The sequence below is a fragment of the Uniformispora flossi genome (genome assembly GCF_049534875.1).
Lineage (GTDB): Bacteria > Actinomycetota > Actinomycetes > Streptomycetales > Streptomycetaceae > Yinghuangia > Yinghuangia aomiensis.
Window position 1 is genome coordinate 13,750 of the sequence record NZ_JBMULZ010000007.1, and the last position, 26,561, is coordinate 40,310.

26 protein-coding genes and 3 pseudogenes are annotated in these 26,561 nt (G+C 70.6%); 14 read left to right on the plus strand and 15 right to left on the minus strand.

What is annotated here, in order from left to right:
- Window positions 1–133 precede the first annotated feature (133 nt).
- A complete protein-coding gene (locus ACPA54_RS17210) occupies window positions 134–1,489 on the plus strand; it encodes an MFS transporter (protein ID WP_423530646.1) in 1,356 nt (451 codons plus the stop codon).
- Between the two features lie 136 nt (window positions 1,490–1,625).
- Here ACPA54_RS17210 and ACPA54_RS17215 read toward each other — a convergent pair whose 3' ends face one another.
- Window positions 1,626–2,450, minus strand: a complete 825-nt coding sequence (locus tag ACPA54_RS17215; RefSeq protein WP_423530648.1) for an AIM24 family protein — start codon at window positions 2,448–2,450, stop codon at window positions 1,626–1,628.
- Window positions 2,451–2,622: 172 nt separating this feature from the next.
- On the opposite strand from ACPA54_RS17215, the gene ACPA54_RS17220 reads away from it, so the two are divergent.
- Window positions 2,623–3,549, plus strand: coding sequence for an LLM class F420-dependent oxidoreductase (locus ACPA54_RS17220; RefSeq protein ID WP_423530650.1), 927 nt, complete (start codon window positions 2,623–2,625; stop codon window positions 3,547–3,549).
- A 43-nt stretch (window positions 3,550–3,592) separates the two neighbouring features.
- Here ACPA54_RS17220 and ACPA54_RS17225 read toward each other — a convergent pair whose 3' ends face one another.
- On the minus strand, window positions 3,593–4,528 hold the full coding sequence (locus tag ACPA54_RS17225; RefSeq protein WP_423530652.1) for a LysR family transcriptional regulator: 936 nt from the start codon (window positions 4,526–4,528) through the stop codon (window positions 3,593–3,595).
- 132 nt (window positions 4,529–4,660) lie between these two features.
- Here ACPA54_RS17225 and ACPA54_RS17230 point away from each other — a divergent pair, with 132 nt between their 5' ends.
- The gene (locus ACPA54_RS17230; RefSeq protein ID WP_423530654.1) at window positions 4,661–6,127 is read left to right on the plus strand and encodes an MFS transporter; all 1,467 of its coding nucleotides are present in this window, start codon (window positions 4,661–4,663) and stop codon (window positions 6,125–6,127) included.
- A 26-nt stretch (window positions 6,128–6,153) separates the two neighbouring features.
- Here ACPA54_RS17230 and ACPA54_RS17235 read toward each other — a convergent pair whose 3' ends face one another.
- On the minus strand, window positions 6,154–6,969 hold the full coding sequence (locus tag ACPA54_RS17235) for a class I SAM-dependent methyltransferase (protein WP_423530656.1): 816 nt from the start codon (window positions 6,967–6,969) through the stop codon (window positions 6,154–6,156).
- Window positions 6,970–7,023: 54 nt separating this feature from the next.
- The gene (locus ACPA54_RS17240; RefSeq protein ID WP_423530658.1) at window positions 7,024–8,073 is read right to left on the minus strand and encodes an aminotransferase class V-fold PLP-dependent enzyme; all 1,050 of its coding nucleotides are present in this window, start codon (window positions 8,071–8,073) and stop codon (window positions 7,024–7,026) included.
- Window positions 8,074–8,955: 882 nt separating this feature from the next.
- Between ACPA54_RS17240 and ACPA54_RS17245 the strand changes: the two genes are divergently transcribed.
- The 3 genes and pseudogenes from ACPA54_RS17245 to ACPA54_RS17255 all read left to right on the plus strand — a co-directional run bounded on the left by ACPA54_RS17245 (window position 8,956) and on the right by ACPA54_RS17255 (window position 10,629).
- Window positions 8,956–9,408 (plus strand): MaoC family dehydratase, encoded by a 453-nt coding sequence (locus tag ACPA54_RS17245; protein WP_423530660.1) that lies wholly within the window; start codon window positions 8,956–8,958, stop codon window positions 9,406–9,408.
- A gap of 165 nt (window positions 9,409–9,573) precedes the next feature.
- A pseudogene (locus tag ACPA54_RS17250) lies at window positions 9,574–10,228 on the plus strand (IS5 family transposase); the annotation flags it as partial.
- 29 nt (window positions 10,229–10,257) lie between these two features.
- Complete coding sequence (locus tag ACPA54_RS17255) at window positions 10,258–10,629, plus strand: hypothetical protein (protein ID WP_423530662.1); 372 nt, start codon at window positions 10,258–10,260, stop codon at window positions 10,627–10,629.
- Here ACPA54_RS17255 and ACPA54_RS17260 read toward each other — a convergent pair.
- Window positions 10,626–11,069 carry a MarR family winged helix-turn-helix transcriptional regulator gene (locus ACPA54_RS17260; protein ID WP_423530664.1) on the minus strand — a complete coding sequence of 148 codons (444 nt, stop codon included), beginning with the start codon at window positions 11,067–11,069 and terminating at the stop codon, window positions 10,626–10,628. The two genes, ACPA54_RS17255 and ACPA54_RS17260, sit on opposite strands and share 4 nt — an antisense overlap.
- A gap of 97 nt (window positions 11,070–11,166) precedes the next feature.
- On the opposite strand from ACPA54_RS17260, the gene ACPA54_RS17265 reads away from it, so the two are divergent.
- On the plus strand, window positions 11,167–11,604 hold the full coding sequence (locus ACPA54_RS17265; RefSeq protein ID WP_423530666.1) for a GlcG/HbpS family heme-binding protein: 438 nt from the start codon (window positions 11,167–11,169) through the stop codon (window positions 11,602–11,604).
- A gap of 338 nt (window positions 11,605–11,942) precedes the next feature.
- Here the strand turns inward: ACPA54_RS17265 and ACPA54_RS17270 are convergent, their stop codons facing one another.
- Both ACPA54_RS17270 and ACPA54_RS17275 read right to left on the minus strand, forming a co-directional pair.
- Window positions 11,943–12,287, minus strand: coding sequence for an HGxxPAAW family protein (locus ACPA54_RS17270; protein WP_423530668.1), 345 nt, complete (start codon window positions 12,285–12,287; stop codon window positions 11,943–11,945).
- A 442-nt stretch (window positions 12,288–12,729) separates the two neighbouring features.
- Window positions 12,730–13,563 carry a cytochrome P450 gene (locus tag ACPA54_RS17275; RefSeq protein ID WP_423530670.1) on the minus strand — a complete coding sequence of 278 codons (834 nt, stop codon included), beginning with the start codon at window positions 13,561–13,563 and terminating at the stop codon, window positions 12,730–12,732.
- A 120-nt stretch (window positions 13,564–13,683) separates the two neighbouring features.
- Between ACPA54_RS17275 and ACPA54_RS17280 the strand changes: the two genes are divergently transcribed.
- Window positions 13,684–13,857, plus strand: coding sequence for a hypothetical protein (locus tag ACPA54_RS17280; RefSeq protein WP_423530672.1), 174 nt, complete (start codon window positions 13,684–13,686; stop codon window positions 13,855–13,857).
- Window positions 13,854–15,548, plus strand: a complete 1,695-nt coding sequence (locus ACPA54_RS17285; RefSeq protein ID WP_423530674.1) for a serine/threonine-protein kinase — start codon at window positions 13,854–13,856, stop codon at window positions 15,546–15,548. Before ACPA54_RS17280 ends, ACPA54_RS17285 begins: the two co-directional genes overlap by 4 nt.
- A gap of 143 nt (window positions 15,549–15,691) precedes the next feature.
- Here the strand turns inward: ACPA54_RS17285 and ACPA54_RS17290 are convergent, their stop codons facing one another.
- Window positions 15,692–16,618 (minus strand): NAD-dependent epimerase/dehydratase family protein, encoded by a 927-nt coding sequence (locus tag ACPA54_RS17290; protein WP_423530676.1) that lies wholly within the window; start codon window positions 16,616–16,618, stop codon window positions 15,692–15,694.
- A gap of 29 nt (window positions 16,619–16,647) precedes the next feature.
- Window positions 16,648–16,878, minus strand: coding sequence for an SGNH/GDSL hydrolase family protein (locus ACPA54_RS17295; protein ID WP_423530678.1), 231 nt, complete (start codon window positions 16,876–16,878; stop codon window positions 16,648–16,650).
- 234 nt (window positions 16,879–17,112) lie between these two features.
- Here ACPA54_RS17295 and ACPA54_RS17300 point away from each other — a divergent pair, with 234 nt between their 5' ends.
- The 3 genes from ACPA54_RS17300 (at window position 17,113) to ACPA54_RS17310 (ending at window position 21,003) form a co-directional block, all read left to right on the plus strand.
- Window positions 17,113–17,943 (plus strand): SDR family NAD(P)-dependent oxidoreductase, encoded by an 831-nt coding sequence (locus ACPA54_RS17300; RefSeq protein WP_423530680.1) that lies wholly within the window; start codon window positions 17,113–17,115, stop codon window positions 17,941–17,943.
- 283 nt (window positions 17,944–18,226) lie between these two features.
- Entirely contained in the window at window positions 18,227–19,042 is an 816-nt protein-coding gene (locus ACPA54_RS17305; RefSeq protein WP_423530682.1) for an SDR family NAD(P)-dependent oxidoreductase, read from the plus strand.
- 86 nt (window positions 19,043–19,128) lie between these two features.
- A complete protein-coding gene (locus ACPA54_RS17310) occupies window positions 19,129–21,003 on the plus strand; it encodes a flavin-containing monooxygenase (protein ID WP_423530684.1) in 1,875 nt (624 codons plus the stop codon).
- Between the two features lie 109 nt (window positions 21,004–21,112).
- Here the strand turns inward: ACPA54_RS17310 and ACPA54_RS17315 are convergent.
- A pseudogene (locus ACPA54_RS17315) lies at window positions 21,113–21,452 on the minus strand (dihydrofolate reductase family protein); the annotation flags it as partial.
- 25 nt (window positions 21,453–21,477) lie between these two features.
- Between ACPA54_RS17315 and ACPA54_RS17320 the strand changes: the two are divergent.
- Complete coding sequence (locus tag ACPA54_RS17320) at window positions 21,478–22,149, plus strand: DNA alkylation repair protein (RefSeq protein WP_423530686.1); 672 nt, start codon at window positions 21,478–21,480, stop codon at window positions 22,147–22,149.
- A 649-nt stretch (window positions 22,150–22,798) separates the two neighbouring features.
- Here ACPA54_RS17320 and ACPA54_RS17325 read toward each other — a convergent pair.
- Complete coding sequence (locus ACPA54_RS17325) at window positions 22,799–23,179, minus strand: nuclear transport factor 2 family protein (protein WP_423530688.1); 381 nt, start codon at window positions 23,177–23,179, stop codon at window positions 22,799–22,801.
- Window positions 23,180–23,333: 154 nt separating this feature from the next.
- Window positions 23,334–24,161: an SCO6745 family protein gene (locus ACPA54_RS17330; protein WP_423530690.1), complete on the minus strand. Its 828-nt coding sequence runs from the start codon at window positions 24,159–24,161 to the stop codon at window positions 23,334–23,336.
- A gap of 449 nt (window positions 24,162–24,610) precedes the next feature.
- Here ACPA54_RS17330 and ACPA54_RS17335 point away from each other — a divergent pair.
- A pseudogene (locus ACPA54_RS17335) lies at window positions 24,611–24,865 on the plus strand (transposase); the annotation flags it as partial.
- Between the two features lie 21 nt (window positions 24,866–24,886).
- Here the strand turns inward: ACPA54_RS17335 and ACPA54_RS17340 are convergent.
- The 3 genes from ACPA54_RS17340 to ACPA54_RS17350 all read right to left on the minus strand — a co-directional run bounded on the left by ACPA54_RS17340 (window position 24,887) and on the right by ACPA54_RS17350 (window position 26,533).
- Window positions 24,887–25,117 carry a hypothetical protein gene (locus ACPA54_RS17340; RefSeq protein WP_423531311.1) on the minus strand — a complete coding sequence of 77 codons (231 nt, stop codon included), beginning with the start codon at window positions 25,115–25,117 and terminating at the stop codon, window positions 24,887–24,889.
- A gap of 60 nt (window positions 25,118–25,177) precedes the next feature.
- Entirely contained in the window at window positions 25,178–25,525 is a 348-nt protein-coding gene (locus ACPA54_RS17345; RefSeq protein WP_423530692.1) for a hypothetical protein, read from the minus strand.
- 243 nt (window positions 25,526–25,768) lie between these two features.
- On the minus strand, window positions 25,769–26,533 hold the full coding sequence (locus ACPA54_RS17350) for an SDR family oxidoreductase (protein ID WP_423530694.1): 765 nt from the start codon (window positions 26,531–26,533) through the stop codon (window positions 25,769–25,771).
- Between the last annotated feature and the right edge of the window lie 28 nt (window positions 26,534–26,561).

Consider the following 26,561-nt stretch of genomic DNA (forward strand, 5'->3'; position numbering starts at 1 on the left):
TCAGTTAATCGAGTAAGCAAGCGAGTCGGCAGCGGCGAAAGCGAACGGCCCACGACCCCGTGCGACGGGTTACCGGGGGTCAGGACCGTGCGTTCCCTCCTTCCACGACTCGTGATGGCTCGGTGATACCGAAATGACGCAGAGCAACCTCGCGCCCCGCGACGAGGTCCGGGGCGCGGCCCCGGGCACCGTTCCGGCGCAGCTCGGCCCCCTGGACTCGGCCGGCAAACCGCGTTACAGCCTGAGCCCCCTCCTCGGGACTCTCCCGCTGGCGAACCTCGCGCTCTACCTCGTGTGGATGGGCGTCGGATCGTTCCTGATCCCGATGCAGGTCACCGCGATCAAGGGCCACCCCGACCCCGACGCGCTCAAGAACGCCGTCGCCGTCGGCGCCGCCCTCGCCGCCATCGGCAACCCGATCTTCGGTCAGATATCCGACCGCACCCGCAGCCGCTTCGGCCGCCGTGTCCCGTGGATCGTGATCTGCTCGCTCCTCGGCGCCGGCGCCCTCATGTGGCAGGCCAACGCCAAGTCGATCGGCACGCTCGCCATCACCTGGGGCTGCGTGCAGTTCATCCTCAACGGCTTCCAGGCCGCGCTCACCGCCGTCATGCCCGACCGCGTGCCGCCCGCCAAGTACGGCATCTTCTCCGGCCTGGTCGGCCTCGGCATCCCGCTCGGCATCGTGGTCTCCGCCTACACCATCGGCGGCATCGACCTGCACAAGCTCGGTATCGACAAGGTCGTCGGCGGTTTCGACGGCAAGTTCCAGGGCGAGAACGGCTACTACCTGATCGCCGGCATCCTCGTCGCCTGCGTGCTGGTGTTCTGCCTGGTCACCCCGGACAAGCCGAGCGTCGACATGCCCGTCGAGCGCTTCGACTTCGGCAGGTTCCTGGCGAACTTCTGGCTCAACCCGCGCAAGCACCCCGACTTCGCCTGGGCGTTCCTCTCCCGCTTCGGCGTCGTGGCCGGCTACTTCGTCGTCCTCACGTACAACATGTACATCCTCATGGAGTACGTGAAGATCAAGCCTCAGGACACGCCCGCGATCATGGGCTTCCTGATGGTGATCAACGCCATCGCCACGGTGATCGCCTCCATCGTGGTCGGCAAGCTCGTCGACCGCTTCGGCGTCATCAAGCCCTTCGTGCTCGGCTCGGGCGTCCTCGCCGGCCTGTCGCTGTTCATCCCGATGATCTGGGCCAGCGTCAACGGCATGACCGCGTTCAACGTCGTGAACGGCTTCGCCTTCGGCATGTACATGGCCGTCGACATGGCGCTCATCACCAAGGTGCTGCCGCGCGGCGAGGACGCGGGCAAGGACATGGGCCTGATCAACATCGCCAACGCGGCCCCGCAGATCGCCGCCCCGTTCATCGCCTCGTCGATCGTCGAGACCTGGGGCTACCACGCGCTGTTCCCGATGGCGGCGGTCATCTCGCTGGTCGGGTCCGTGCTGGTCGTGTTCGTGAAGACCGTGCGCTGACCGTCGTCACGACGGTCCGCCGACCGGACGCCGCAGCGCGGCGCCGGCCGTGGTCCCCGGAGTCCTGCCCGACGGCAGGGGCCCGGGGGTCGCGGCCGGCGCTTCCGTGTTCGGCCGGTGATCCGGCCGGGCGGGCTCAGCGCTGGTAGGGCCCCTGCGGGGGATAGTGCGGCTGCGCGCCCGGCGGCGGGTAGTTCACCGGGCCGTGCGGGCCGCCCGGGCCGCCCCAGGTGTTCGCCCGGTAGCCGTCGCCGCCCATGCCGAGGGCGCCGCCGCCGTGCTGGATCGTGTCCGGCGGGTTCACCTCGGTGCACTGCACCATGACCCAGCCCTCGCCGATGAAGCTCAGCATCCAGCCCTCACCGGTCTGCCCGCGCCGCCGCCACACGCCCTGCGCGTTGGTCTGCGCCTCCATGCGGGTGGTCAGCCCGGCCGTCCACGCCACCGCGGCGTCCGCGTCCACGAAGACCTCGGCCTGCGGTGTCACCTTCATCACCAGCGGCGTCCCCGGCGTGGTCAGCGCGATCATGCCGGTGCCGTGGATCTGCAGCGCGTTGTTGCCCGGGCCGGCGATGCGCTGCTGCGCCTCCAGCGCGACGGGCGCCCACATCAGGCTCGGATCGAGGGCGAGGACGGTGTCGTCGTCCACGATCAGACCGTCGTTGTCCAAGGTCACCAGGTGGATGTACTGCGCCTGGTTCGCGAGATAGACGACGCCGTTTCCGTAGCAGCGCATCAGCTGCATGAATTCCGCGCCGTACTGCGCGGCGCGCATTTCGCCGGGGGAGTTGAGGTACCCGTCGAACTGCACGCCACCGGTGAAGGCCACCATGGCACCCTTGCGCGCCAGCACTTCGGGCATGCCGCGCTGGTCGAGCGCCACCCGCAGGATCTGCGGGTTCTGCAGGCTGAACCTTTCGGTCGTCTGGATCGCCACGTTCTGGAACAAGGGACTCTGCACCGCCCCATGATCCCGGTTCGAGGGCGGTTACGGGAACCAACAACACCCCATGTCATGCCGGGTGAGGGGCGGCCGTACGCTGCCGGTGGGCACTCTGTTACGGCGTTACAGAGTGTCCGGCGGGGTACGTCGACCGCCTGACGCCGGAACCGTTCGAGCCGAGAGGGCCCGCATGACCGCCGAGAGTGCCGCTCCCGCCCACCGTCCCCTGCCCGACCTCGGACGGGTCGGCCTGTGGACGTCCGCCTTCGACTTCCTCCCGGTGCCGCAGCTCCGCGACACGGCGGCCGAACTCGACGCGCTCGGGTACGGGGCGCTGTGGTGGGGCGAGACGGTCGGGCGCGAGACCTTCACCCAGGCGCTGCTCGTGCTGGAGTCCGCGCCGCGCATTCCCGTGGCGACCGGCATCGCGAACGTGTGGGCGCGCGACGCGGTGGCGACCAACGGCGCCGCGCGCACGCTGCTGGACGCGCACCCGGGCCGGTTCCTGCTGGGGCTCGGGGTGAGCCACCAGCCGCTGGTGGAGGGGCTGCGGCCGGGCGGCAACGTCTACGACAAGCCGCTGGCGCTGATGAAGCGGTACCTGGACGGCCTGGACGGCGCCCTCTACTTCGCCGCCGGAGGCGAACTGCCGCGTCCGCCGCGGGTGTTGGCCGCGCTCGGACCGAAGATGCTGCAGCTGGCGGCGGAACGGTCCGAAGGCGCGCACACGTACCTGGTGACGCCGGAGCACACGGCGGAGGCACGCGGCGCGCTGAAGGACGGATACCTGGCCGTCGAGCAGGCGGCCGTGCTGACCGCGGACCGCGAGACCGCGCTGCGCCGCGGACGCGAGCACGTGAAGCCGTACCTCGGGCTGCCGAACTACCGGAACAACTGGCTGCGGCTGGGCTTCGACGAGGCCGACTTCGCCGACGGCGGCAGCGAGCGCCTGCTGGACGCGCTGGTGGTGTGGGGCGACGAGGCGGCGATCCGGGCGCGCGTGGACGAGCAGTTCGCGGCGGGCGCGGACCACGTGTGCGTGCAGGTCCTGGGCGAGTCGATGGTGGACTGCCCGATCGAGGACTGGCGGGTGCTGGCGCCGGCGCTGGTGGGCTGACACCGCCGAGCCTGCCCGGCCGGGCGGTGCCACCCGGCACGGCTTAGGGATGTCTCGGCACCGCGGCCTTCGCGCGGGGCCGGGCGGGTGTCCCGACGTGGGCGCGGGCCGCCCGGCCCGCGGCCCGCGCGAACTGCGCCAGCGACGCGCCGGCGGAGTCGGCGCGCCAGACCAGCCCGTAGTCCACCGGGTCGGCGCCGAGCACCGGGACGTAGCTGACGCCGGGCCGGGCGTAGTAGGCCGCGGAGTGCGCGGGCACCAGGAACGCGCCGTGCCCGGCGGCCACCAGCATCAGCGCCTCCTGCATGTTCGTCACGACCGGGCCGCGCGGGATCTCCTGCCCGCTCGGTGTCCGCGTCGGCGTGTGCGTGCCGCGTGCCGGGTCGGTGGTGGCCACGCCCAGGAGCGGCACGTCGGCCAAGTCCTCCACGGTCAGTGCGCCGCGCCCGGCGAAGGTGTGCCCGGCGGCGATCGCCAGGGCGTACTCCTCGCGCAGCAGTGCCGGACCGTGGCCGAGGTCGTCGGCGTGGCGCGGGAGTTCACCGATCTGCACGTCGAACTCGCGCTCCCGGAGCGGCCCGTAGGGATCGGCGAGCGGGATCTCGCAGATCTCCACCGCCAGCTCGGGGTGGTCCTTGCGCAGGGCCTCTGCCGCGGCCAGCGCGATCTCGCCGGTCAGCGGGGTCGCGAAGCCCACGTGCAGCACGCTGGTCACCCCGCGCGTCGCGGCCCGGGCCCGCTCCAGTGCCTCGGTGATCGCCTGGTGCGCCGGTGCCAGGTCGTCGCGCAGGCGGCGCCCGACCGCGGTCAGCGCGACGGTCCGGCTGGTGCGGATGAACAAGGGGCCGCCGACCCTGCGTTCCAGGCGGGCGACGAGCTGGCTGACCCGGGACCGGGACAGCCGCATGCGGTCGGCCGTCCGGCCGAAGTGCAGCTCCTCGGCCAGCGTCAGGAAGGTCTCCAGTTCGGCGCGTTCCATGCGGTCCCCACCCAGGTGCGATCGGTTAGTCGGACTGCATGAACGGTGAGGTGATCGCCGTTGTTCCGCCCCTCGGGGCGCGGTGAGGGTGGAGCACCAGCACAACGACCCCCACCGGCGAGGAGCGAACCCATGGCAATCGATCGAACGGCGGTCCCACCGGCGGCGGAAGGCCGCATCCGCGGACGCGACCGCGGCATGCTGCTGGTGCTGTGCGGCGCGATCTTCCTGGAAGGCATCGACGTCGCGATGCTCAACGTGGCGCTGCCGTCCATCCGGGCCGACCTCGGTTTGTCGACCGGCCAGCTGCAGTGGGTGATGAGCGCGTACGTCCTCAGCTACGGCGGCTTCATGCTGCTCGGCGGCCGCGCGGCCGACCTGTTCGGACGCCGTCGGATGTTCGTCGGCTGGCTCGCGGTCTTCCTGCTGTTCTCCGGCGTCGGCGGATTCGCCACCGAGGGCTGGATGCTCATCACGGCGCGCTTTGTCACCGGTGTGGCGGCGGCGTTCATGACCCCGGCGGGCCTGTCGATCATCACGACCGGCTTCGCGGAAGGCCCGCAACGCAACAAGGCGCTGCTCATCTACTCCGGAACGGCGGCGGGCGGTTTCTCGATCGGCCTGGTCGTGGGCGGCCTGCTGACCGCGGCGGGGTGGCGCTGGGTCTTCTTCGTCCCCGTCGTCATCGCGGCCGTCATCCTCGCCGCGGCCCTGGCCCTCGTGCCGAAGTCGCCGCGCCCGGCACCGGCCGACGAGCGGTTCGACCTGGCGGGCGGACTGGCCGTGACGGCCGGGATCGTGCTGATCGTCCTCGGCATCGAGCGCGGCGCGCACGCGTCCGCGGCCGCGACTGTCGCCACGGTCGGCGCGGGTGTGCTGCTGCTGGGCGTGTTCGCGGCCATCGAGCGGCGGACGCCGGCACCGCTGGTCCGGCTCGGGATCCTCCGCAACCCGGCCCTGCTCCGGGCGAACGCGGCGGGGCTGCTGTTCGCGGGCGGGTTCTTCGGATTCCAGTTCATCGCGGTGCTGTACATGCAGGAGCTGCGGGGGTGGTCGACGGTGGAGACGAGCCTGGCGATGCTGGTCGTCGGGATCGACGCGGTCCTGTCGCCGACACTGACGCCCAAGCTGGTCGAACGCTTCGGAAACGTGCGGGTGGCGGTCGGCGGCCTCGTGCTCGCCGCGCTGGCCTACGCGTGGTTCCTGCCGCTGGGGGCCGACTGGAGTTACCTGGCGATGCTGCCGGGGCTGACGCTGCTCGGGTTGGCGTTCGCCCTGACGTACGGCCCGCTGACGATTGCCGCGACGGACGGTGTGGACGAGGCCGAGCAGGGGCTTGCGGGCGGGCTCCTGTACACGTCGATGCAGTTCGGCGCCGCGCTGGGGATGTCCGCCGTGACGCTGGTCAACACATCTGCCACGGAAGGGAGTTCAGCCTCGGCCATGCTCGATGGGTATCGCGCGGCCTTGGTGGTGCCGTTGGTCGCTGTGGCCGTGGCGGTTGCGGTGGGTGCGTCGGGGTGGCGGGCGCGGAGCGGGCGGGTGGTCGACGAGGCCCGCGCAAGCGCCGATCGGCCGGTCGACGCGGTCGCCCGGTGACGCGCCGACGGTGACGTGTCCGGTGGTCAGACCGTGCGGGGGCGGTCCGGCCGCTGACCACGAACCGCCCAGGCCCGCGCGGTCAAGGCGATCGACCCGTCGGGCCGGGCGGGCACGATCCGCCGGAGCGCCCGCCGGAGCCGCTCCCGCGCGGCCGGATCGAGGGTGGCGACATACCCGGGCGCGGGCCCTTGGCCCAAGCCGAACGGACCCCATAGGGCCCCGAAGTCCCGAAAGGACGTCGGAACTTCGATCGGGACGACGACGACCTCGGCGAGGCCCGCCGCGGACCACAGGGTGCGCAGGGCGTCGGGGTGGCAGGCCGGGAACCGGCGGCGTTCGTCCACGGCGCCCGCCGCCGGGTCGGTGGCGACGGCGGCGTCCCAGAAGAGGCGGAGGAACTGCATGCCGTCGGTGTAGTCCCAGACGTACGCGGCGACGGTGCCGCCGGGGCGCACCGCGCGGACCGCCTCGGCGACCGCGCCGCGCTGGTCCGGGAAGAAGTTGAGCGCCAAGCCGCTGACGGCCGCGTCGCACGAGCCGTCGGCGATCGGCAGGGCCGAGGCGTCGGCCACCGCGAAGCCGGCGGCCGCGGGTGCGGCGTCCCGGGCCGCGGCCACGAAGCCCGGGGACGTGTCCACCCCGGCCACGGTCCGCGGCCGGCAGCCGTCCGCGATCACCTCGGTCAACGCCCCCGTGCCGCATCCCACGTCGAGCCAGCGCCAGCCGTCGGCGGGGCGAAGCCACGGCACGAAGGACGCGGCGACGGCACGGCTCCACCGCCCCATGTACGTCTCGTACGCGGCGGCCGCGGTCCAGCGGTCCGACGATTGCTCTGCCATGTGCCCATGATCCGGGCGGCGGGCGCCCCAAGGCGAAGCGACACGGCGTGGGGGCTATGCGCCGTTCAACCCCCGCAAGGCTTCCACCGCCATGTCCACGTCCTGTTCGGTCGAGTACACGTGGAACGACGCCCGGACCCGCCCCGCCCGCACGGCCGCGCGTACCCCCGCCGCCGCGAGCGCCGCCTCGGCGCCCGGCACGTCCACCGTCACGATCGCGCTCGTGCCCGGCGGCCGCCCCAGCCCGGTCAGGAACCGGTTCGCGAGCCCGACGTTGTGCGCGCGGATCTTCTCCACGCCGATCTCCCGCACGACGTCGATCGCCGGTGCCGCCCCCACCCACGCGAACCACGCCGGGGACGAGTCGAACCGCCGCGCGTTCGCGGCGAGCCGCAACGGACCGCCGTAGAAAGACGCGTGCGGATCCTCACCGGCGAACCAGCCTGCCGCCACGGGCACGAACCGGTCGCGCACACCCGGCGCGAAATACGCGAACCCGGTGCCCCGCGGGTTCATCAGCCACTTGTAGCCGCCGACGGCCAGCACGTCATAACGGGTCGCGTCGACCGGCATCCACCCCACGGCCTGCGTCCCGTCGACCACCACCAGCGCGCCCGCCGCCCGCGCCGCCGTGAGGATCGCGTCGTCGTCGGCGATCGACCCTTCGGCGGACTGCACCAGGCTGTACGCGACGACATCCGTCCGTTCGTCCACAGCCTCGGCGAGCTTGTCGCACGGGACAGTCACGACCTCGATACCGCGCGGTTCCTGCACCATCCACGGAAAGACGTTGGACGTGAACTCGATGTCCGGCACCACCACCCGCGTCCCCGGCGGCAGCGACGCCGCGACCGGCGCCAGCAGGCTTGACACGTTCGCGCCGATCGTGATGTCCGCGACGTCCGCGCCGACCAGCGCCGCGAAGGACCCCCGCGCCACCTCGCCGGCTTCGCCCCAGACTTCCCAACTCGTATGCCCGGTACGCCAGTCGCGCTGCGCTGCCAGGACGGCTTCGTAGGCGGGAGTCGGCGGCAGGCCGTAGCTGGCGGTGTTGAGCCAGCCGGGCTCGGGGTCCCACAGGACGCGTGCGTCGGCGATCTCCATGCCATCGACGCTAACAACCGTTCCGCGCAGGTCCCAAGAGCCAATGACACGGAGGTGGCTCCCGCTGCGACGGCCGTGGCGGACCGGAGCGGGAGCCACCTCCGGGTGGCGGCGCGTGGCGCACAGGGGCGGCGCCACGTACCGCATGCCGCCGCGTGTGCCCACAGGGGCGAGGCTCTCGCGGCGACCGGGGGTGGTCGTGCGGACGTACCGGCTTGCTGACGTGCTGGGACTTGCGGCGGTGCGGGAACTGCGGACCTGCCGGGCTCCGGCGCGTACCGGCGTGCGGACGTGCGGAGTTGCGGGTCGTGCGGTGGTGCTGGGCGGTGCTGGACGGGCCGACGGGCGCGGTGCCGGTGTGCGGGTCGTGCGCGTTCGTTGGCTTATGCCGGGAACCGTACCCGATGGGTGGATCCGGTGGTGGCGGAACCGGGTTATCCGCCGGTGTGCCGTTCGCGTAAAACCTCCGGACCGCAAAGCGGCCTTGCGGGGTTCAGTGGGCGCCGGAGGGGTGCGGTCTGCCAGTCGCGCGGGCGACTCGGGACGAGCCGCCGGTGTACGCGGTCGCCGCGATCGGCGTGTGCGTCTTCAACTCCACCATCTGCACCCCTCGTGGACCGTGGCGCCGGTCCGATCCCCGTACGACGAGCCACGCCGACGCAGATGCACGTGCATCCGCACCCGCAACTGCTCGGGCGTCGGGTGAAACCTAGCCGTTGGCCAATTAGTTTGCAAGGTCCACTATCCGCCTCCCGTGATGTGGGCCTCACCACAGCATCCGACGCCATTCCGGGACCCCCCGAACCCGCCGCGAAATACCATGGGCGCACCGGGGATCCGCACGCCGCGGGCACCCCGGCCGACCGCCACCGGGAGGCGCATATGCAGGTGTTCGCATCGTTCGACGAGTTCGCCGCACGCAAAGGCGACCACCTCGGCTACAGCGACTGGCACGTCGTCGACCAGGCCCGCATCGACCTCTTCGCCGACGCCACGGGCGACCACCAGTGGATCCACGTCGACCCCGAGAAGGCCAAAAACGGCCCCTTCGGCGCCACCATCGCCCACGGCTACCTGACGCTGTCGATGATCCCCGCCCTCGGCAAGGACATCTTCCGACTCGACGGCCCGAAGATGCTGGTCAACTACGGGACGGAGAAGGTGCGGTTCCCCAGTCCGGTGACGGTGGGTTCGCGGGTCCGGGTCGGCGCCGAGCTGGCGGACGTCCGGGATGTCGCCGCGGGCAAGCAGGTCGTCGTGAAGTACACGGTCGAGATCGAGGGGCAGCCGAAGCCGGCGTGTGTGGTGGAGAGCATCGTGCTCGTGGTGCTGTGACATCTCCGCGACATCTCCGCGAGAGTGGTTGACCGAATCGACCCGCCACGCCAGACAGTGTTCATCCTGCGTGAAGACCGCGCGAACAGCTCGGCGACGTATGCCTGTTCGTGACTCCGTGTGAGTCCGATCGGCCCAGGGTGCCGGCATTTCGGGGCGTGCACCTGGCCCGAACTGCTAACCCGGTTGCAGACCCGGGCGGACGCAGATGGGCTGATCACGTGGGAGGTCAATATCGACTCCACGATCTGCCGGGCCCATCAGCACGCCGCAGGCGCCCGCCGCAACGGCCAGGCCCAGAAGGAGCCGCCGGACGGCGCCCGCACCGAGCCCGATGATCACGGCCTGGGCCGGTCACGGGGAGGCTTCACCACCAAGATCGATCTTGCCTGCGAGCAAGGCCAGCGACCGCTGTCTGTGCTGGTCACCGCGGGCCAGGGCGGTGACAGTCCTCAGTTCACCTTGGTTCTGGAAGGCATCCGGGTAACCCGCACCGGACCGGGCCGTCCCCGCGTTCGTCCGCTGCGAGTGCGGGGCGATAAGGCGTACTCGTCCCGCGCCAACCGGGCCTACCTTCGAAAGCGCGGAATCCGCTGCACGATCCCGGAGCCCGCTGACCAGGCGGCCCACCGCAGGCGACGGGGAAGGCCGGCGGGCGGCCTCCGGGCTTCGATCGCGAGGACTACAAGGCCCGGCATGCGGTCCAGTGCGGGATCAACCGGCTCAAGCGCAACCGCGCGGTGTCGCCACCCGGTTCGACAAACTCGCGGTCCGCTTCGAAACCACTGTCTTGATCGCAGCGATCGGCGAATGGCTGTGACCGGGCCCGAGATACTGGTTCCTCATGCCATGCTGACCGCGTCAGGGCCGGAGGGCGAGGTGGAGGAAGCGGTGGGGGCTCAGTACTACGGCGCCGACAGCGAGACCGGCGACCGCATCGACGACCCCTCCGAGGACGCGCTGTTCATGATGTTCAGCGACCTCAACGACTCCGGGAACACCTTCGTCGTCGTCCAGCCCGACGAGGACGACCCCGTCTGGTTCGCCTCCGTGGCCGTCCTGGACGAGGGCGGCTACGAGATCGTCCGCCGTGACACTGCCCGCAACGAGCACGAGGTCGCTACGGCGACCAGCATCAACGACATCGCCCGCGACCTCACCATCTGGTTGAGCGCCCGCGACTTCCCCGGACGGCCAACCAGGCAGGTCGGCGAGTTCTAGACCACGGGCCAGCCGAGGACGCGGGCGAGCAGCCGCGTGAGCTGCTCGCGCTCGGCGGCGGACAGGCCGTCCAGCAGGTTGTCCTGGACCCTGGACAGCTCCGTGTCAAGCTCGTCCAGGCGGCCCCGCCCCACGGCGGTCACGGTGATCAAGTTGCGGCGCCGGTCCTTGGGGTCCGGCGCCCGCGCGACATGGCCCTGCTCGATCAGCTCCTTGAGCATGGCGTGCATGTCACTCTGGTCGATGCCGCACCGCTGACCGATTCGCACTTGGCTGTCCGGGCCGAACTCCTCCAGCGCGGCGAGGATCGCGAAGTGGTAGGCGCGCCCCCCCGCCCCGGCCATCGCCTCGCCGATGAGACGGTGCGCCCGCGCGGACGCCTTGCTGATGAGCCAGCTCGGCTTGCGGCGCAGGCGAGTTGGCGACTCTTCCATCTCCATGCGCGAAGTCTAGCCAATCCCTTGGATGGACCCACGAATATGAGATACGTTGGTTGAGCCAAGGTTGGTTCACCCAAGAGATTTGGAAGGTGCGACGATGTCGCTCACACTCAGCGAGGCCCAGACCCTCAGCACCTGTGCCCGGGACCGTGCCGCCGGACTCCGCGTGCGGGTCACGGTCGCGATCGTCGACGCCGGCGGGCACCTGCGCGTCCTCGACCGCATGGACGGCGCGCCCCCGCTGTCCGCTCGGATCGCCCCGGCGAAGGCGACCGCCGTCGCCCTGTTCCACCGCGACGGCGGCGAGTTGATGCGCCTGCAGCAGGCATGGCCCTCGCTGTTCGCACAGCTGGACGAGGTGGCGGGAACGCCCGTCGTCGCGGGCGCGGGCTCCCGGCTGATCCGTCACGGCGACACTGTCGCCGGGGCGATCGCGGTCAGCGGCGGCATGCCGGAACAGGACGACCAGTGCGCCGAAGCCGCGCTCGCCCACCTTGAGAAGCCCGCTCCCGCATCCCCCGCAAGGGCTTCCTGACCGCGGTGAAGCCGCACTCTGGAGGGCGCAGGGCCTCAGCACCGTGACCGGCAACAGCGGCTCCAGCACAGCCCAGTGCCCGTCAGAAGGATCCCCTCGCCCCACACCGAGATCATCGCGGTGTGGGGCGAGGAACAGAGCCGACTTTTAATACACGGCCTAGCCCAGCGCGCGGTGCCGGTACGCCAGGGCGGCTACCCAGACCATGGCAATGAACGCGCGGCACAGGAACGCGGTGGGCAAAGGCAGCCAGCCGAACGCACGGAGTCACCAGCACCCTGTCCGGGCCCGCTGTGCCGACCCCGCAGACAGAGCCGGGCAATCGCCGCCTGCCCTGTTCAGCGATTGCGGGTGGCTCCGTCGGATCGGTTCGCCTCGGCGGCACCGAAGACTTCGTCGTGGGTTTCCAGATCGCCTTCGCCACGATATGCAGGGGGGACGCCGAATCCGAGCCTGGACAGGAGCAGGCCGACCGTGCTGCCGACTGCGATCAGACCTACACCGGTCCAGAACAGCCAGGGCTCCGCGAGTGGCAGTCCGCACGCTGCCGTGACCGCGCCGACGAGTACGACGACGGCTCCTGTCCATGCCGCGACGCTGTGCCCGTGCCTGCCAGGTTTTGGAACATTGCTGCCTCCTCTGTCGTCCTGGGCGCCGCGCTCCCACGGCGCGTACTGCGTCAACTATCCGGACGGCCAGGGGAGAAACCGGCCGCAGGCCAGAGCGCGCTTCAGCGTCGGCATGGTTGCGGCCCGCGCGCCTGTTCCCAGTTCGCAAACGGGCTCCGTGTGAGCCGGGGCGCCGTCCTGGCAGCTCGGACAATCTGAGAGGACACGTGTATTCGGCGCAGCCGCACCGGCGCGCGCCGAGTCGCGTCGACGCGGCCGGACGCGTGCCGTAGGGCGGGAAGCCCTTGCCGCGTCCCGTCGTTGTCCCCGGACTCTTGCCGCACTGGGGTCGGGCGGGCTCCTCCGGACGTGCGGCTCCCTCCGCGGTGCTCCTGTGGCTGGGCGCATGCACGCGCCGGTCCGCCGTCGTATGGGTTTGTGGCCGGCCACGGGCGGCTTCGGAAGTTGCGCTGTTCCGTGGCTATGCCGGATCAGCGAGCGCGGCCAGCCGCACCACTCACCGGGAGGCGGAATGCCGCGGTGACCGTGGTCCCGCGCCTTCTGCCTCTCGTAGGGCGATGCGTGCGTGTGCGTGGTCGAGCGTGTGGGGGAGTGGGCGGGACGAGTCCAAGGCGGGGCGCAGCAGACGGAGCCTTCCGGTGCCGCGCAGGACCTCGGCGGTCACCGAGACGATCGTGTAGAGAACGAGGTCGCGGCCAGGGCAGGCGGTCGGGCCGGCGCTGAAGGGGACGATGCCGCGGGCCTCGTCCGCGCGGCCGTCGAGCCAGGCGTCCGGCGCGAACCGGTCGGCGAATTCCAGGGTTTCGGCGTCGCGGTGGAAGAAGGAGCTGACGATCGCCACCGTGTCGGCGTGCGCCGCCCACGGGCTGCCGGGCACCGGATCGCGCAGGAGGACGAGGGTCGTGGGCCACAGCCGCAGCGCCTCCAGCACGGACGCGCGCAGCCATGGCATCCGGGCGGGAGCGTGCGCCTCGTCCGGTGCGGTGTCCTGGACTTCCGCGAAGACGCTGTGGGCTCGGTCCGGGTGGGCGGCGAGCAGGATCAAGGTGGCGAACGCGGCGATGCCCGCGGCGTCGTAGGCGAACAGCCAGTGGGGGACCTGGCCGCCGATGCCCGCCTCGTCCCCGCCGGTCGAGCGCGTTGCGCCGGCGAGGCTGTCGGGGTGGGGGGCGGCCGTGTACCGGGCGAGGCGACGGGCCAACGCTTCCTCGGTCCTACGCCGGCGAGGCCACGCGTATCCCCAGTTGGCTTCCGCACGAAGGGTGTCGAGAAGTGCGGTGAGCTGCGTGTCGTCGGCCGCGTCGGGACCGAGGACGATGCGGCGGACCAAGCGCCCGAATGCCTTATGGAAGGCGTCCCAGGAGAGCACCCCCGGAGCGCCGGTCGCACGCAGCGGTTTGGGTTGTCGGTGATCTGTGCGGTGAATGGGCGCTCTCCCTACACTCGCGGCGTGAACGAATCGATTGGCTACGTCAGTTGCCGGCTCGACGAACACGACCTCACGGGGCGCTACCGTGGCGGCGAGTTCGTCATCGCCGATCTTGCGGAGCTGTTGTCCGTGAGCCGGGCGGCGGGGTACCGCATGCTGGAACGCACCCGAGACACGCATACAGGGGTGCGATGAACTCCCCAGTCTGGCCGGAGCCGCTGCGACAGGGCGATCCGCACGCGGTGGGGGATTTCCGGCTGGAGGGGCGGCTGGGCGGCGGCGGTATGGGGCAAGTGTTCCTGGGACGCTCTCTTGGCGGCCGCCCCGTTGCGGTCAAGCTGGTGCGGCCCGAACTGGCCGGCGATCCCGGCTTTCGACGACGGTTCGCCAAAGAGGTCGAGGCAGCGCGCCGGGTCGGCGGGTTCTACACCGCCCAAGTGGTCGATGCCGACCCCGACGCCGACCCGCCGTGGCTGGTCACCGCATACATCCCCGGCCCGTCCCTGCACCAGGCCGTCGAGACGCACGGCCCGCTGTCCCGGGAAGGTATCGCCGTGCTGGGTGCGGGACTGGCCGAGGGGCTGCGTGCGATCCACGACTGCAACCTGGTGCATCGCGACCTCAAGCCCTCCAACGTGATCCTCGCCGCCGACGGCCCCCGGGTCATCGACTTCGGTATCACCCGTGCGCTGGACACCACATCGGTCACCCTCTCGCGGACCGTGGTCGGCACCCCTTCGTTCATGTCTCCGGAACAGGCGCGCGGCCACGAGATCGGCCCAGCCGGCGACGTATTTTCCCTCGGACTCGTCCTGGCGTTCGCTGCCACCGGCCGCAGCCCTTTCGGTACGGGACAGGCCGAAGCGATCATCTACCGCATCGTCCACGACGAACCCGACCTGAACGGCGTGCCCGCCGACCTGGCGGACCTGGTGCAGCGCTGCCTGGCCAAGAACCCCGCCGACCGCCCCGACGTGGCCGACATTCTCAAGGGACTCGCCAGTCCGGCGCGGACAACCGGCCTTTGGGTGTCGGCGCCGGTCGCGACGATGATCGCCGAACGCCATGTGACGACCCTGCCGGCCACGGTGCCTTCGCCGCCTTCGGATTCCGATACCCGCACGGACAGCACGCAGGGCGGTCCAGACGACGAGCGTTTCGATGAATCGTCCTCATGGCGGGGGCGATTCGGCCCCGTGCTTACGTGGATCGGCGTCGCGTGTGCTGTCCTCGGCCTGATCGTCGTCGTTGCCCTGAACTCCCACCATGGGCCCGACGCCGCGACGTCAAGCAGTCCTCCGACCACATCTCCCGCGACCGCATCTCCCACGACCAGCCCTCCCACGACGACACCTCCCAGCACCGCCGCTCCCAGTACGACCCCTCCCACCACCCCCAGTCCCAGTGAGGACACCGTCGGCCCGGCTCTTGCGGCGATGCGGGCGGGGGACTGCTTCCACATCGGAGACGGGCCGCCGAATGCCTTCCCGTTTGAGGGGCCAAGCGACCTTTCCGAGATACCGGACAAAGTGCCCTGCGATGCGTGGAACGCGTACTACCGGGTCACCCGGGCGGGGCCCAGCGGCTCCGAGTGCCCGGGCCCTCCCGATGGCGGAACCAAAGAATGGACCCACCACGGCACCACAGACATCACCCTGTGCGTCGACCGCCAATACCGCGTCGGCGACTGCATCACAGGCCGCAAGGACGGTGAGTCGGATACTGCCTTCCTCGGGGAAGGCTGGGACTGCGGCGATACCCCCAACGGATCCGACTACCGTCTGAAGATCACCAAGATCCTCGGTCCCAAGCAGGGCAATCAGTGCGACGGAAAGTCCATCCAGGCCGTCCACGGAACGATGACGTTGTGCCTCAAAGTGCTCTGAGCCTCTGTCGATCTTCACGATCGGGAGGTCTGCGACATGAGGTTCTCGCCTTGGGCTGCTTCGAGGGCGTCGCGCAGTGCCCGGACTTCGTCGCAGTGGCGTTGTTTGAGCGCGGCGAGTTGGGCGGTGGGGGTGCGCTCCCCCTAGTCAGCGAACGACGCGGCGGTTTCCAGGAGAACGTCGTCGAGTGGGGTCGGGATCAGGCCGAAGGTCTTGGCGGTCAGTGAGGCGTCCATGACGAAGGGGCGCTGGTACTGGTATTGCATCTCCCAGGTCTGAGCGATGATCGGGTCGGCGAGGCCGGCGTTGTGCAGGTCCAGGGGCGACATGCTGGTCAGTTGCGGTGTGGGAGCTCCGGCCAGTTCGGCGAACCTTGTCGTCACCTCGCGTAGGGAGGCGTCGGAGATGGGGGGCACGTGCCAGGCCCGGCCCCATGCCTGCTCGTCGCGGCTGAGGGTGACCAACGCGTTTGCGGCGTCGCCAGGGTGGCTCCAGCTGTGCGGTGCATCCAAGTCTGCTGGTACGGCCGCGGGCTTGCCGGCCAGCACCGGCGGCGCGATCAGCAGATTGAACATCGATGGTTGGCCGGGTCCGATGAAGTCGCCGGGTCGCACTTCGGTGAATCGGATCCGTCCTTCGTTGTGGGCGGGGATGGCGTCTTCCCACATCTGCGCTCGGACTCGTCCCTTGATGGTGGTCGGCGACATGGGGAGATCTTCGGTCACGGGCTCGCCTGGGGCCGGGGGGCCGTATCCGTAGGTGTTGCTCAGGTTGACGTACCCGGCGCCGCTGCGTTCGGCCGCGGTCAGCAGTGCGGCTGCCAACGCAGGGGTCTCCACGGGCAGCATGTCGTATGCCGGCGTGGCGCAGTTGAACAGGGTCCTGGCGCCGCTGGTCAGTTCGGTGAGCCGGGCGGCGTCGCGGGCGTCGGCGGCGATCGGTTCGATCAGCGGATGTACGGGCCCGCCGCCACGCCGGCTGAGGATGCGGACGCGCTCACCGGATTCGGCGAGCAGGCGCGCGGTGGCGACTCCGGCGGTGCTGGTTCCGACGACGACGTGGAATGACATCGGGGCTCCTTCGTGCGGATGCGGGGGGTTCAGCCGAGGTGGGACAGGTCGATGGCGTCGGCCATGGCGCGGTATCCGGCGTCGTTGAGGTGCAGGTGGTCGCCGGAGTCGAAATCGGGGTCGAGCCGGGACGCGTCCTGGGGCGAGCCCACCGCGCGGTCGAAATCGATGACCGCGTCGTACTCGCCCGAGGTACGGATCCAGGTGTTGACAGCGGCGCGCTTGCTTGGCCGCTTGTCCTCTTCATCGTCTCCATCCATCTCCGGCACCCGGGCTCACCTCCGGGATGGCGACTCTCCTTCGCCGCGTCTCGCTCGCCGCCGCCCCTTGCATTCGGTCTCGCGCGCGCACAAAATCAAGCGCGCCTGGATATTTCGAAAAGGTCTTCGAAATATCGAAAAATCACGAGTCCTCGCCTCCGGGCCATCCTGGCGCGGGCTCGGCCGACCTCGATTCCCCTGCGCGGAGGAACCTCCGCGCACGAACCCCGGCAGGTGGCAGTGGTCCGCATCCTCGGACGCCCCGAAGAAGGCTCCCGCAATCCCTTCTCCCTCGACGGCGATGTGGCCGTCGTGACCGGCGCCGCGTCGGGCATCGGCCGTGAGGCCGCCCGCGTCTTCGCGGAGGCCGGCGCCCGGCTGTTGCTGATCGACCGCGACGCGGCGGGACTCGGCGAGACGGCGGCCCGGTTGTCGGAGACCGCCGCCGACGTCGAGACGGTCGTCGCCGACGTGAGCCGGCAGGCCGAGGTGGCCGCGGCTGCCGCTCGCGCCGTCGCCCTTTTCGGGCGGATCGACGTCTGGGCCAACGCGGCAGGTGTCCTCGGCATCGGAACGGTGGTCGACGTCACGGAAGCCGAACTCGACCGCATCCTCGCGGTCAACCTCAAAGGCACGTACTTCGGTTGCGCGGAAGCCGCCAAGGCCATGCGGGCACAGGGCCGAGGCGCCATCGTCAACATCGCGTCCGCGGGAGGGGAGATGCCCGCACCGGGCCTTTCCGCCTATGCGATGTCCAAAGCGGCGGTGCTGATGCTGACCAAGACCCTGGCCGTCGAACTCGGCCCCGCCGGGGTGCGCGTGAACGCCGTGGCACCCGGCTTCATCGACACCCCGATGGTGGCCCGGCGCTTCACCCGCGAGGACGGAACGGTGGACGACGCGGTGAAGCAGGCGGTCTTCGCCGACCGGGCCGGCGGAAGCCCGTTGAACGCCACGGGTGCACCTTGGGACATCGCGATGGCGATGCTCTACCTCGCCGCCGACGCCTCGCGCTTCGTCACCGGTCAGACCCTGCGGCCCAACGGTGGGGTCCATATGGTCTGACGCTGCCAGGCGCGCGATGCCCGCGCGGCGGCCCACCGGCCTGCTCAGGCCCGGCCCGGACGCCATGCCCGTCGGGCCCGAGCACCCGGCTCCGCGCCGCCTGGGGCCCACCGGCCTGGTCCTGCGCCGCAGTCACACTGCCCGGCCCTGCTCGCGCATGCCTCAAGGGGCCAGATCCCCCCGAGGCGGTCGCAACGCTCCAACCCACCACCCCCGAGTGCCTCACATCCCAGCCTCCAGCCTCGACGCCGAAACCTCCCCCAAACATCCCCGAGGAGACCCCGTGTCCCGTACCGACGACACCGAAGTTCCCGATTTCCCGGGCCGCTTGCGGCTGGATGGCAAGGGCGTGATTGTTTTGGGCGCCGGGCAGGGCATCGGCCGTCAGGCCTGCCATGCCCTCGCGCAGGCCGGAGCGCGCGTCCTCGCCGTGGACCTGGACGCCGACCTCGCCCACGACGTCGCCGCCGAGGTGGACGGCATCGCCTGGGCGGGCGACGCGAGTTCGCGCCCCGACATGACCGCGCTGTGGGCCGAAGCGCAATCGCGCCTTGGACGCGTCCACTCGGTGGTCGACATCATCGGCATGAGCAAGTACCAGTCGCTGATGGACTGCACCGACGACGACTGGGAGTGGCACCAGAAGATCGTGCTCCGCCACGCCGTGCTCGCCTTGCAGCTGGGCGGGGAGCACATGGCGCGGCACGGCGGCGGCACCTTCACCTTCGTTGCGTCCGTCTCCGGACAAACCGGCGCTCCGATGCACGCCGCCTACGGTGCCGCGAAGGCCGCGCTCGTCTCCCTGGTCCGCTCGGCCGCCGTCGAGCTGGGTCCTTCCGGCATCCGGGTCAACGCCGTCGCGCCGGGCGTCGTCTGGACGCCGCGGGTGTCCGCCTACCTCGGCGAGGCCGGCCGCGCATCCAACGCCGCCAACGCGCCGGTGCGGGACGTCGCCGTGCCCGCGGACATCGCCGGACCGCTGCTCTTCCTCTCCTCCGACCTCGCGCGGTATGTCTCCGGCCAGGTCCTGACCGTGGACGGCGGAGTCTCGGTGAAGTTCCCGTATCCGCTCCCGGACATGGAACTCGCCCCGCACTGACCGCCCCCGCCGCCACGCGCCGCACACCCACCCGCAACACCCACCCGAACGGCGCGCCCGACCCCCCCACGCAAAGGAAGAGACCGATGCAACCCTCCGTCGACCGCGCGTTCATCCGCCGGGCCGTCGAACTCGGCGACCTCGACGCGGTGCGCGTCGCGCTGTACCAGCACACGCACGACCCGGAACTGGCGGCGCTGCCCGTCGCCGCACGACTGTCCGCGGAGGAACGCGAACTCCTCATCGCCAAAGCGGTCGACTGGCTGGCCGCACACGCGGCCCCCGGAATGCCGGAGGAGCCGCCGGAGGCGGAACTGCGCACCCTCATGGCCATGGCGACCGGCGCGGAGATGACCGACCTCGAATTCGAGGCCCGCCGCGACATCGCCGCTTTCAAGCCGTTCCCGTGGTACGCCGGTTGGACGGGGGAACGGCCCGCGCTGCCCGACGGGTTCACCGCGGTCGTTGTCGGCAGCGGCTTCAACGGGCTGGCGATGGGCATCCAGTTCGAGCTGCTCGGGATTCCGTACATCGTGCTCGACCGCCAACCCGAGCCCGGCGGCACGTGGACCATCAACCGCTACCCCGGCATCCGCGTCGACACCCCGTCCATCACCTACGAGTTCAGCTTCGAGAAGAACCACCCCTGGACCGAGTACTACGCGCAGGGGCCCGAGGTACGCGCGTACCTGGAGCACATCGCCACCAAGTACGGCGTCCGGGCGAAGACGCGCTTCAACACGACCCTGGAACGTGCGCGGTTCGACGAGACCCGCGCTGTCTGGGTACTCGACGTGACGACGCCCGACGGCGCGGAATCCCTGGAAGCGAACATCCTGGTCAACGCCCTCGGGACGTTCACCAACCCGAAGCTCCCGCAGTTCGAAGGCCGCGAGGACTTCCGCGGCACCATCGTCCACCCCTCGCGCTGGCCCCACGACCTCGACATCACCGGAAAGCGCGTCGCGGTGATCGGAAACGGCTCCACCGGCGTCCAGTTGCTTGCACCGATCGCCGAAAAGGCCGCACAGGTCCACGTGTTCCAGCGCACGCCGCAGTGGATCAGCCCGCGCGACAAGTACGGTGCCGCCATCGAACCCGAAACCCGTTGGCTGCTCGACAACTTCCCCGGCTACTGGAACTGGGCCCGCTACACATCCGTGGCGGCGCTGTTCGCCACCCACGGCTTCCTCATCCCCGACGAGGAATGGCAGGCCGGCGGCGGCACGTTCAACCCCATGAACGACAAACTCCGCGACGACCTCACCGCCTACATCACCGCCCAAACCGGCGGCCGGCCGGACCTGCTCGACCGGCTCATACCCGACTACGCGCCCTTCTCCCGCCGCCCCGTCGTCGACAACGGCTGGTACCGCGCACTGACCCGGGACAACGTCGAACTCGTCACCGAAACCGTCGCCCGCCTCACCGGCACCGGCATCGAGACCGCCGACGGCACCACCCGCGACGTCGACGTCATCGTCGCCGCCACCGGCTTCGACGTCGTCAAATACCTGTGGCCCGCCCGCTACACCGGCAAGGACGGCATCGACGTCCACGACTTCTGGGCGGCCGACGGACCCCGTGCCTACCTCGGGATGATGATCCCGAACTTCCCTAACATGTTCGTCCTCTACGGGCCGAACTCCCAGCCGCTGTCCGGCGGTACAAGCCTGCCCATGTGGTACGCCATCTGGGCGTCCTACGTGGGGCAACTGGTCGTGCGGATGCTCGAAGACGGCGCCTCGCGCGTGGAAGTAACCCCCGACGCCTACGAGCGCTACAACAAGGCCCTGGACGCCGAAGCGAGCAAGCTCCTGCTCCTCCAGGACTACGGAGCACCCGAAAAGAACTACTACGTCAACGAGTCCGGCCGACTCCAGGTCAACGCCCCGTGGTACGGCCCCGACTTCCACCGCATGTGCACGCGAGTCGAATGGGAGGACCTCGACCTCGCCTGATCCGGCCCACGGCGACGGCGACTCCGGAGGGGGAGCGGCCGCCGCGGTCGCTGGAAGACATGGGTATGCGGGCGGGCCCCTGGGTTCTCGGCGGTCGGGTCCTGGCGCCTCGCTGGACGAGGTCGAGTTCGATGTGATCGCTACCGAGCTGGTCGAACAGTCGCCGACCGTCCCCGAGGAGGACCGGAATCAGGTGGATCTCCATCTCGTCCGGCTGCCCGGCTCGGAGGATTGCCGGGGCCGCCCCCCGCCCCGTGGACCATGATCGGCCGGTCCCCCGCGGCCGCGCGGGCCTGACGGGCGCAGTCGTCGACATTCGGTGACTGGTGGGTGAGGACGAAGATCGGCGCGCCGTCGTGGTGATCACCATGCCGGCACCCGGCGAGGGGGCGGCCGCGCACGCCGGCCGGGCCCCGCGCCCGAGACTGACGTTCGTCGTAGGCTCGGCCCCCACGACAACGGTCAGGAGGCAGAGTGGCTGACACGAGTCTGTCCGAGGTGATGGCCGAGCTTCGCGAGCTCGAAGACCCGCAGACACTCGCGGTGAACGAGAAGCGCGGTGACGATCACGCCGTGAATCTCGGCAACGTGCGCGCGCTGGCCAAGCGGTTGGGTGTCCAGCAGGCGCTCGCGCGCGAACTCTGGGACACGGACGACAGCGCAGCGAGACTGCTCGCAATCCTGATCTGCCGCCCGAAGTCCTTTGAACGCGACCAACTGGACGCCATGTTGCGTCAGGCCCGCACACCCAAGGTGCACGACTGGCTCGTGAACTACGTGGTGAAGAAGAGCCCGCACTGCGAAGCTCTGCGCGTGGCCTGGTTCGCCGATCCCGACCCCGTGGTCGCGAGTGCCGGCTGGGCACTGACCACCGCACGCGTGGTGAAGAGGCCTGAGGGTCTCGACCTCGTGGCCCTGCTCGCCCGCATCGAAGCGGAGATGCAACGCGCACCGGAGCGCCTGCAATGGGCGATGAACGAATGCCTGGGGAACATCGGGATCGAACACGCCGAGCACCGCGCGCGGGCCATCGACATCGGACAGCGCCTGGAAGTCCTCAAGGACTACCAGACACCCCCGAACTGCACGTCCCCGTTCGCCCCCATCTGGATCACCGAGATGGTCAGACGGCGGCAGAGCAAATAGCTCGAAGCCCACTGCCGACCGCACTGTTCTGGTCGAACGTCAACCCGTACGGCACCTTCCGCATGGACATGGACAAGCGCCTCGACCTGGCATCCACGGTGCCCCGCCCCTGCATCTCGCCGGTGCCCTCGGCCCCATCGGCCCCCCTCGCCGACCGCGCCCCCTGCGGGCGGTCAGGAACCTGGCCGGGATGGAGGAAGACCGGGCCGAGGGGACCGAACGATGGAGATGTCCGTTAGGGATCGTCAACCCGCTCGGGTGCCCAGACTCCGCGTCAGGGTCGGGATCATCACCGCTGCGGGGAGGAGGTGTAGCCCAAGGAGGGCGGGTGCGGTCGGCGCCCGGGTCGGTTACGACGGCGGTTTCCGTCATGCTGTTCATGTCGTTCCTCTCGTCATCGGTGAGGGCCTGGTTTCCGGGCGGAGTGATGATGCGCACCGTGGCGGTGCGACGGTAGGGGTTGTGCAGGGCGCGGATGCCGGTGCCGCGGAGCCAGAACGCGGCGTCGTGTCCGAGGACCGGCCCCGGCTCGCCGTCACGCAGCTCCAGCTGCACCCGGCCACGGGTGACGACGCAGAAAGCGTTGTGCCATTCCTCCGCGATCACGGCGATGCGTGTGCCGGCGCGCAGCGCGAGCGTTTGCACCGGGTTACTCGGTGCCGTCGGCCGGCAGGCGGTCCGGCAGTCCGAGCCGCGGGAACTGGTCGTCGTGGAACGTGGTGATCTCGGTGATCGTCCCGCCGGTAACGCGCAGGACGTCGATCGTCAGCGGCAGGTACGCGCCCTCGGACTGCTGCCAGTGGTAGAAGGCCAGCGCGGGCTGCCGGTTCACCGACGTGGGAACGGCACGCAGGCCGGTCATGCCCTCGAAGCCGCTCTCGGTCAAGAAGTTCACCACTGCGTCGCGGCCGACGTACAGGCCGGGTGTGGGCGGCATCGAGAAGCGGACGTCGTCCCGCAGCATCGAGGCGAGCGCCTTGACGTCCGTGGCCACGCTGGCCTCGGTGTAGCGGTGCACCAGCTCACGCACGGGGCGCACGCGCCGGGTGGGCCAGCCGCCTGACGGCGTTGTGGGCACCCGAGCATGACTGCCACGGGCAGAAGCTGCCCAGCTACAAGTGCTGCGGCGTATCGGGCATGGCGCGGTCGAGTCCGCCCAGGCCCGCCGGCGCGCGATCACCTGCTCACCGCGACCCTGCGGCCACCAGCTTCGCGGTGAGGGGTTCCAGCTCGGTCACCAGCTCGTCGAGTTCGGCGGGGAACAGGGCGTCGTACGGCGCGGCGGCGAGCTCGTCGGTGACGGCTTCGATGCGCTGCTGGGTCTCGCGGCCCGCGTCGGTGAACCAGCCGTCGGCGTCGACCAGCCCGCGCTCGCGCAGACCGGCCATGACCGCGGCCAGCCGCTGCTTCGGCAGGTGATGGATGCGCCCGAACGACTCCGGCGGGTGGATGCCCTGCGCCAGCGCGCTGAGCACGTGCGCCTCGGTGCCGCCGATGCCTGCGCCGACGAGAGCGGCGATGTGCCCATCACCGCGGTGCTCGCGCAGCATGGTCGCGGAATGCCACAGCCGCGCGACCGGGTCGCTCGGCACTGGAAGGGTGCGCATCCCGGCGTACATGACCCGACCTTCCGTGGGCGCGCTCGTCGCGGCTTTGCCGGTCAGGTCGGCGGCGCGTACCAGGCCCGGTGCCGCGGCCAGTTCGGCGCCGAGGATCCGCCGCAGGGACGCCGCGCTGCCCCGCTCCCGTGCGGCGACGGACGCCTCGGGCGCGATCGTCTCCCACGCACTCGGGATGTGCCGCGCGGCCTCGCCTTCGGCGAAGTTGTAGAAGGCCGCGTGCACGACCTCCGCCGGCACCCGCCCCAGCGGCGCGGCGCGGCTGGCGAAGTAGCCATCCCAGTAGGTGCGGTGGCCGAGCGCGGCCAACTCCGCGTTGCACTCGGGGGAGAAGAAGGTGACCAGGCAGATCGGCTCCAAGAGCTCGAACATGCGGCGAGCGGTGTGAGTCATGACCTGAATCATGCCCGCGGTCCGGCCCTGCGGAGTTGTACGCGCCGCCAGGCCAACTCCGGTCGGACGCCGTGACCAGGGGCAGGCGGAGCTCGACGCGGGCGCCGCCGAGAGGCGCGGTGCCGATGGTGACGTCGTCGCCGTGGCCGCGGGCGATGCGGCGCACCGAAGATGACACGCAAAGCCCGCGCCCCGGCCCAACCCCCTCGGCGACATGCAGGACGCACGACCCGCGGGCCGGGTTGTCGGCATCCGACACCACAGGATCAGCGTCGGCCAGGGCGCCACACTCGGTCAGGCGGCTGCGGAGCACGAATCCCATCGAGTCGATGTTCTCCACGGTCAATCTGAGGACGAATGTCACCCGCGGGGCTAGGCGGTGTCTTCAAATGATCTTGGTTAGTGGATCGTGGTCGGGTGATACGTCGTCGTGAACTCTCCGATGCCGAGTGGGACTTCGTGCGTCCGCTGCTGCCGATATCGCATCGGGGCCGGAAGCGGTCGGGCCTGGCCGGGCGCGGACCCGGCCGGTTCGGGTCGTCGGCGACAAGGGCTACAGCTCGAACGCGATCCGCACCTGGCTGCGGCGCCACGGCATCGCCGCGACGATCCCCGAACCCGCCGACCAGGTCCGCAACCGCCTTCGCTGCGGTTCTCGGGGCGGACGTAAGGTGCCCGGGCGTCTCGGCCCGGGCGCCCTCCGGCGCGCGCGCAGGCGTCGGACGTCAGGACTGTGTCGACCCGGCCGCGGTCGGACTCGACTTCCGCACCGGGGTCGCGTCCGGGACCTCGGTGGGACTCGATTCTCGGACCGGCGCCGCGTCCGGGGCCTCGGGCGCGGTCGCGGTCGGGGGCTCGGTGGGCTCGGTGGGTTCGGCGGGTGGGGTGAGTGATGTCGTGCGGGCCACCTCGGCGCGGAGCATGGCGTTCAGTGCGGCGAACGGGTCGATGGGCATGGCGGATTACCTCGCGTTGCGGAAAGGGGATCGGTACGGACGCGCACAGCTCCGTACTGGTCAGCAGCGCAGGACCAGGCACCCCTCAAGGCCGTCGGCGAACGGGTCGATCGCGGGCCGCACCGGCCGCGCCGGCTCGGGCGCTGCCCGGGGGACGGGACGGCCGGGCCTGACGACACGCGTCCTCGGCCCGCGTACCACCCCCGACGCGTCGAGTTCGGCCGTCCGGGCCTCGGGCCCCGCCTCGTCGCAACACGACTCCGCCGACGAGGACGCCACGGTGCGCTCGGCCCCGACCCAGGAGCCCGCCCCGCCGCCGAACGCGGCCACGAGAACGAGCAGGAGTACGCACAGCAGGCGGCGCGCAGCACGGACCGGGGCCTCGGTGACATGCGGCGACGGGCACATGCGGCGGCAGACCTCCTGACGGCGTCTGCCAACTGCAACGGTGGTGCTACACCTGTGGGCACCGGGAGGTCACCCGGATGAGGGAACGACAGCACCCGAATGCCGCCGCGCCCCGCGCGGATGGAACCGCCGAGTGCCGTCAGGGGAGTTGAACGTCCGGCTCCGCCGCCCCGCGGAAGGTGATCGAGTGTCGGCTCTCCCGTGCGGACCGCGGCCTCCGCCGAACCGGCCGGCGTCGCCGGATCAGACGCGCGGTCCGAGGAACAGGCCTCCGCTCGCGTCGATGGTCTGACCGGTGATCCAGCGAGCGGAGTCGGAGGCCAGGAAGGCGACCACGTCGGCGACGTCGTCAGCCTCGCCCAGCCGGTCGAGGGCGGTCATCCCGATGATCTGTTCGGTCAGCCCGGGGACTTCGAAGACGGCTCCGTTGGTCGGCGTCCTCGTGGCTCCGGGGGAGACCGCGTTCACGGTGATGCCCCGGGGGCCGAGTTGGTTGGCCAAGGTCCTGGTCATCGTCTCGATCGCCGCCTTCGTCATCGCGAAGGACGTCTGGGACGCGTTGGCCATCCGGGTCGCGACCGACGAGATCGAGATGATGCGTCCGCCGTCGCGCAGCAGGGGCAGCGCGCGCTCGGTCACGAAGTACGGAGCACGTACGTTCACCGCGAAAAGACGGTCGAACTCCGCTTGGGTCGTCACGCCGAGCGGGCCCGCCGGCGCGGCCGCGGCGTTGTTGACGAGGATGTCGAGCGGTCGACCTGCCAGGACGGCCTCGACACCGTCGAAGAGCGTTTCGACATCGCCCTCCACGCCCAGTTCGGCCCGGACGGCGAAGGCCGCTCCGCCGCCGCGCTCGATGCCCTCGACCGTCGTCGCCGCTCCCGCTCGGTCCGTGCCGAAGTGCACGATCACCGTGGTCTCCAGGGCTGCGAGCCGCGTCGCTATCGCCTGCCCGATGCCGCGTGAGGCGCCTGTCACCAAGGCGATTCTGCCGGTTTGATCAGTCATGACGACCTCCGAATGTTAGTTACTAACA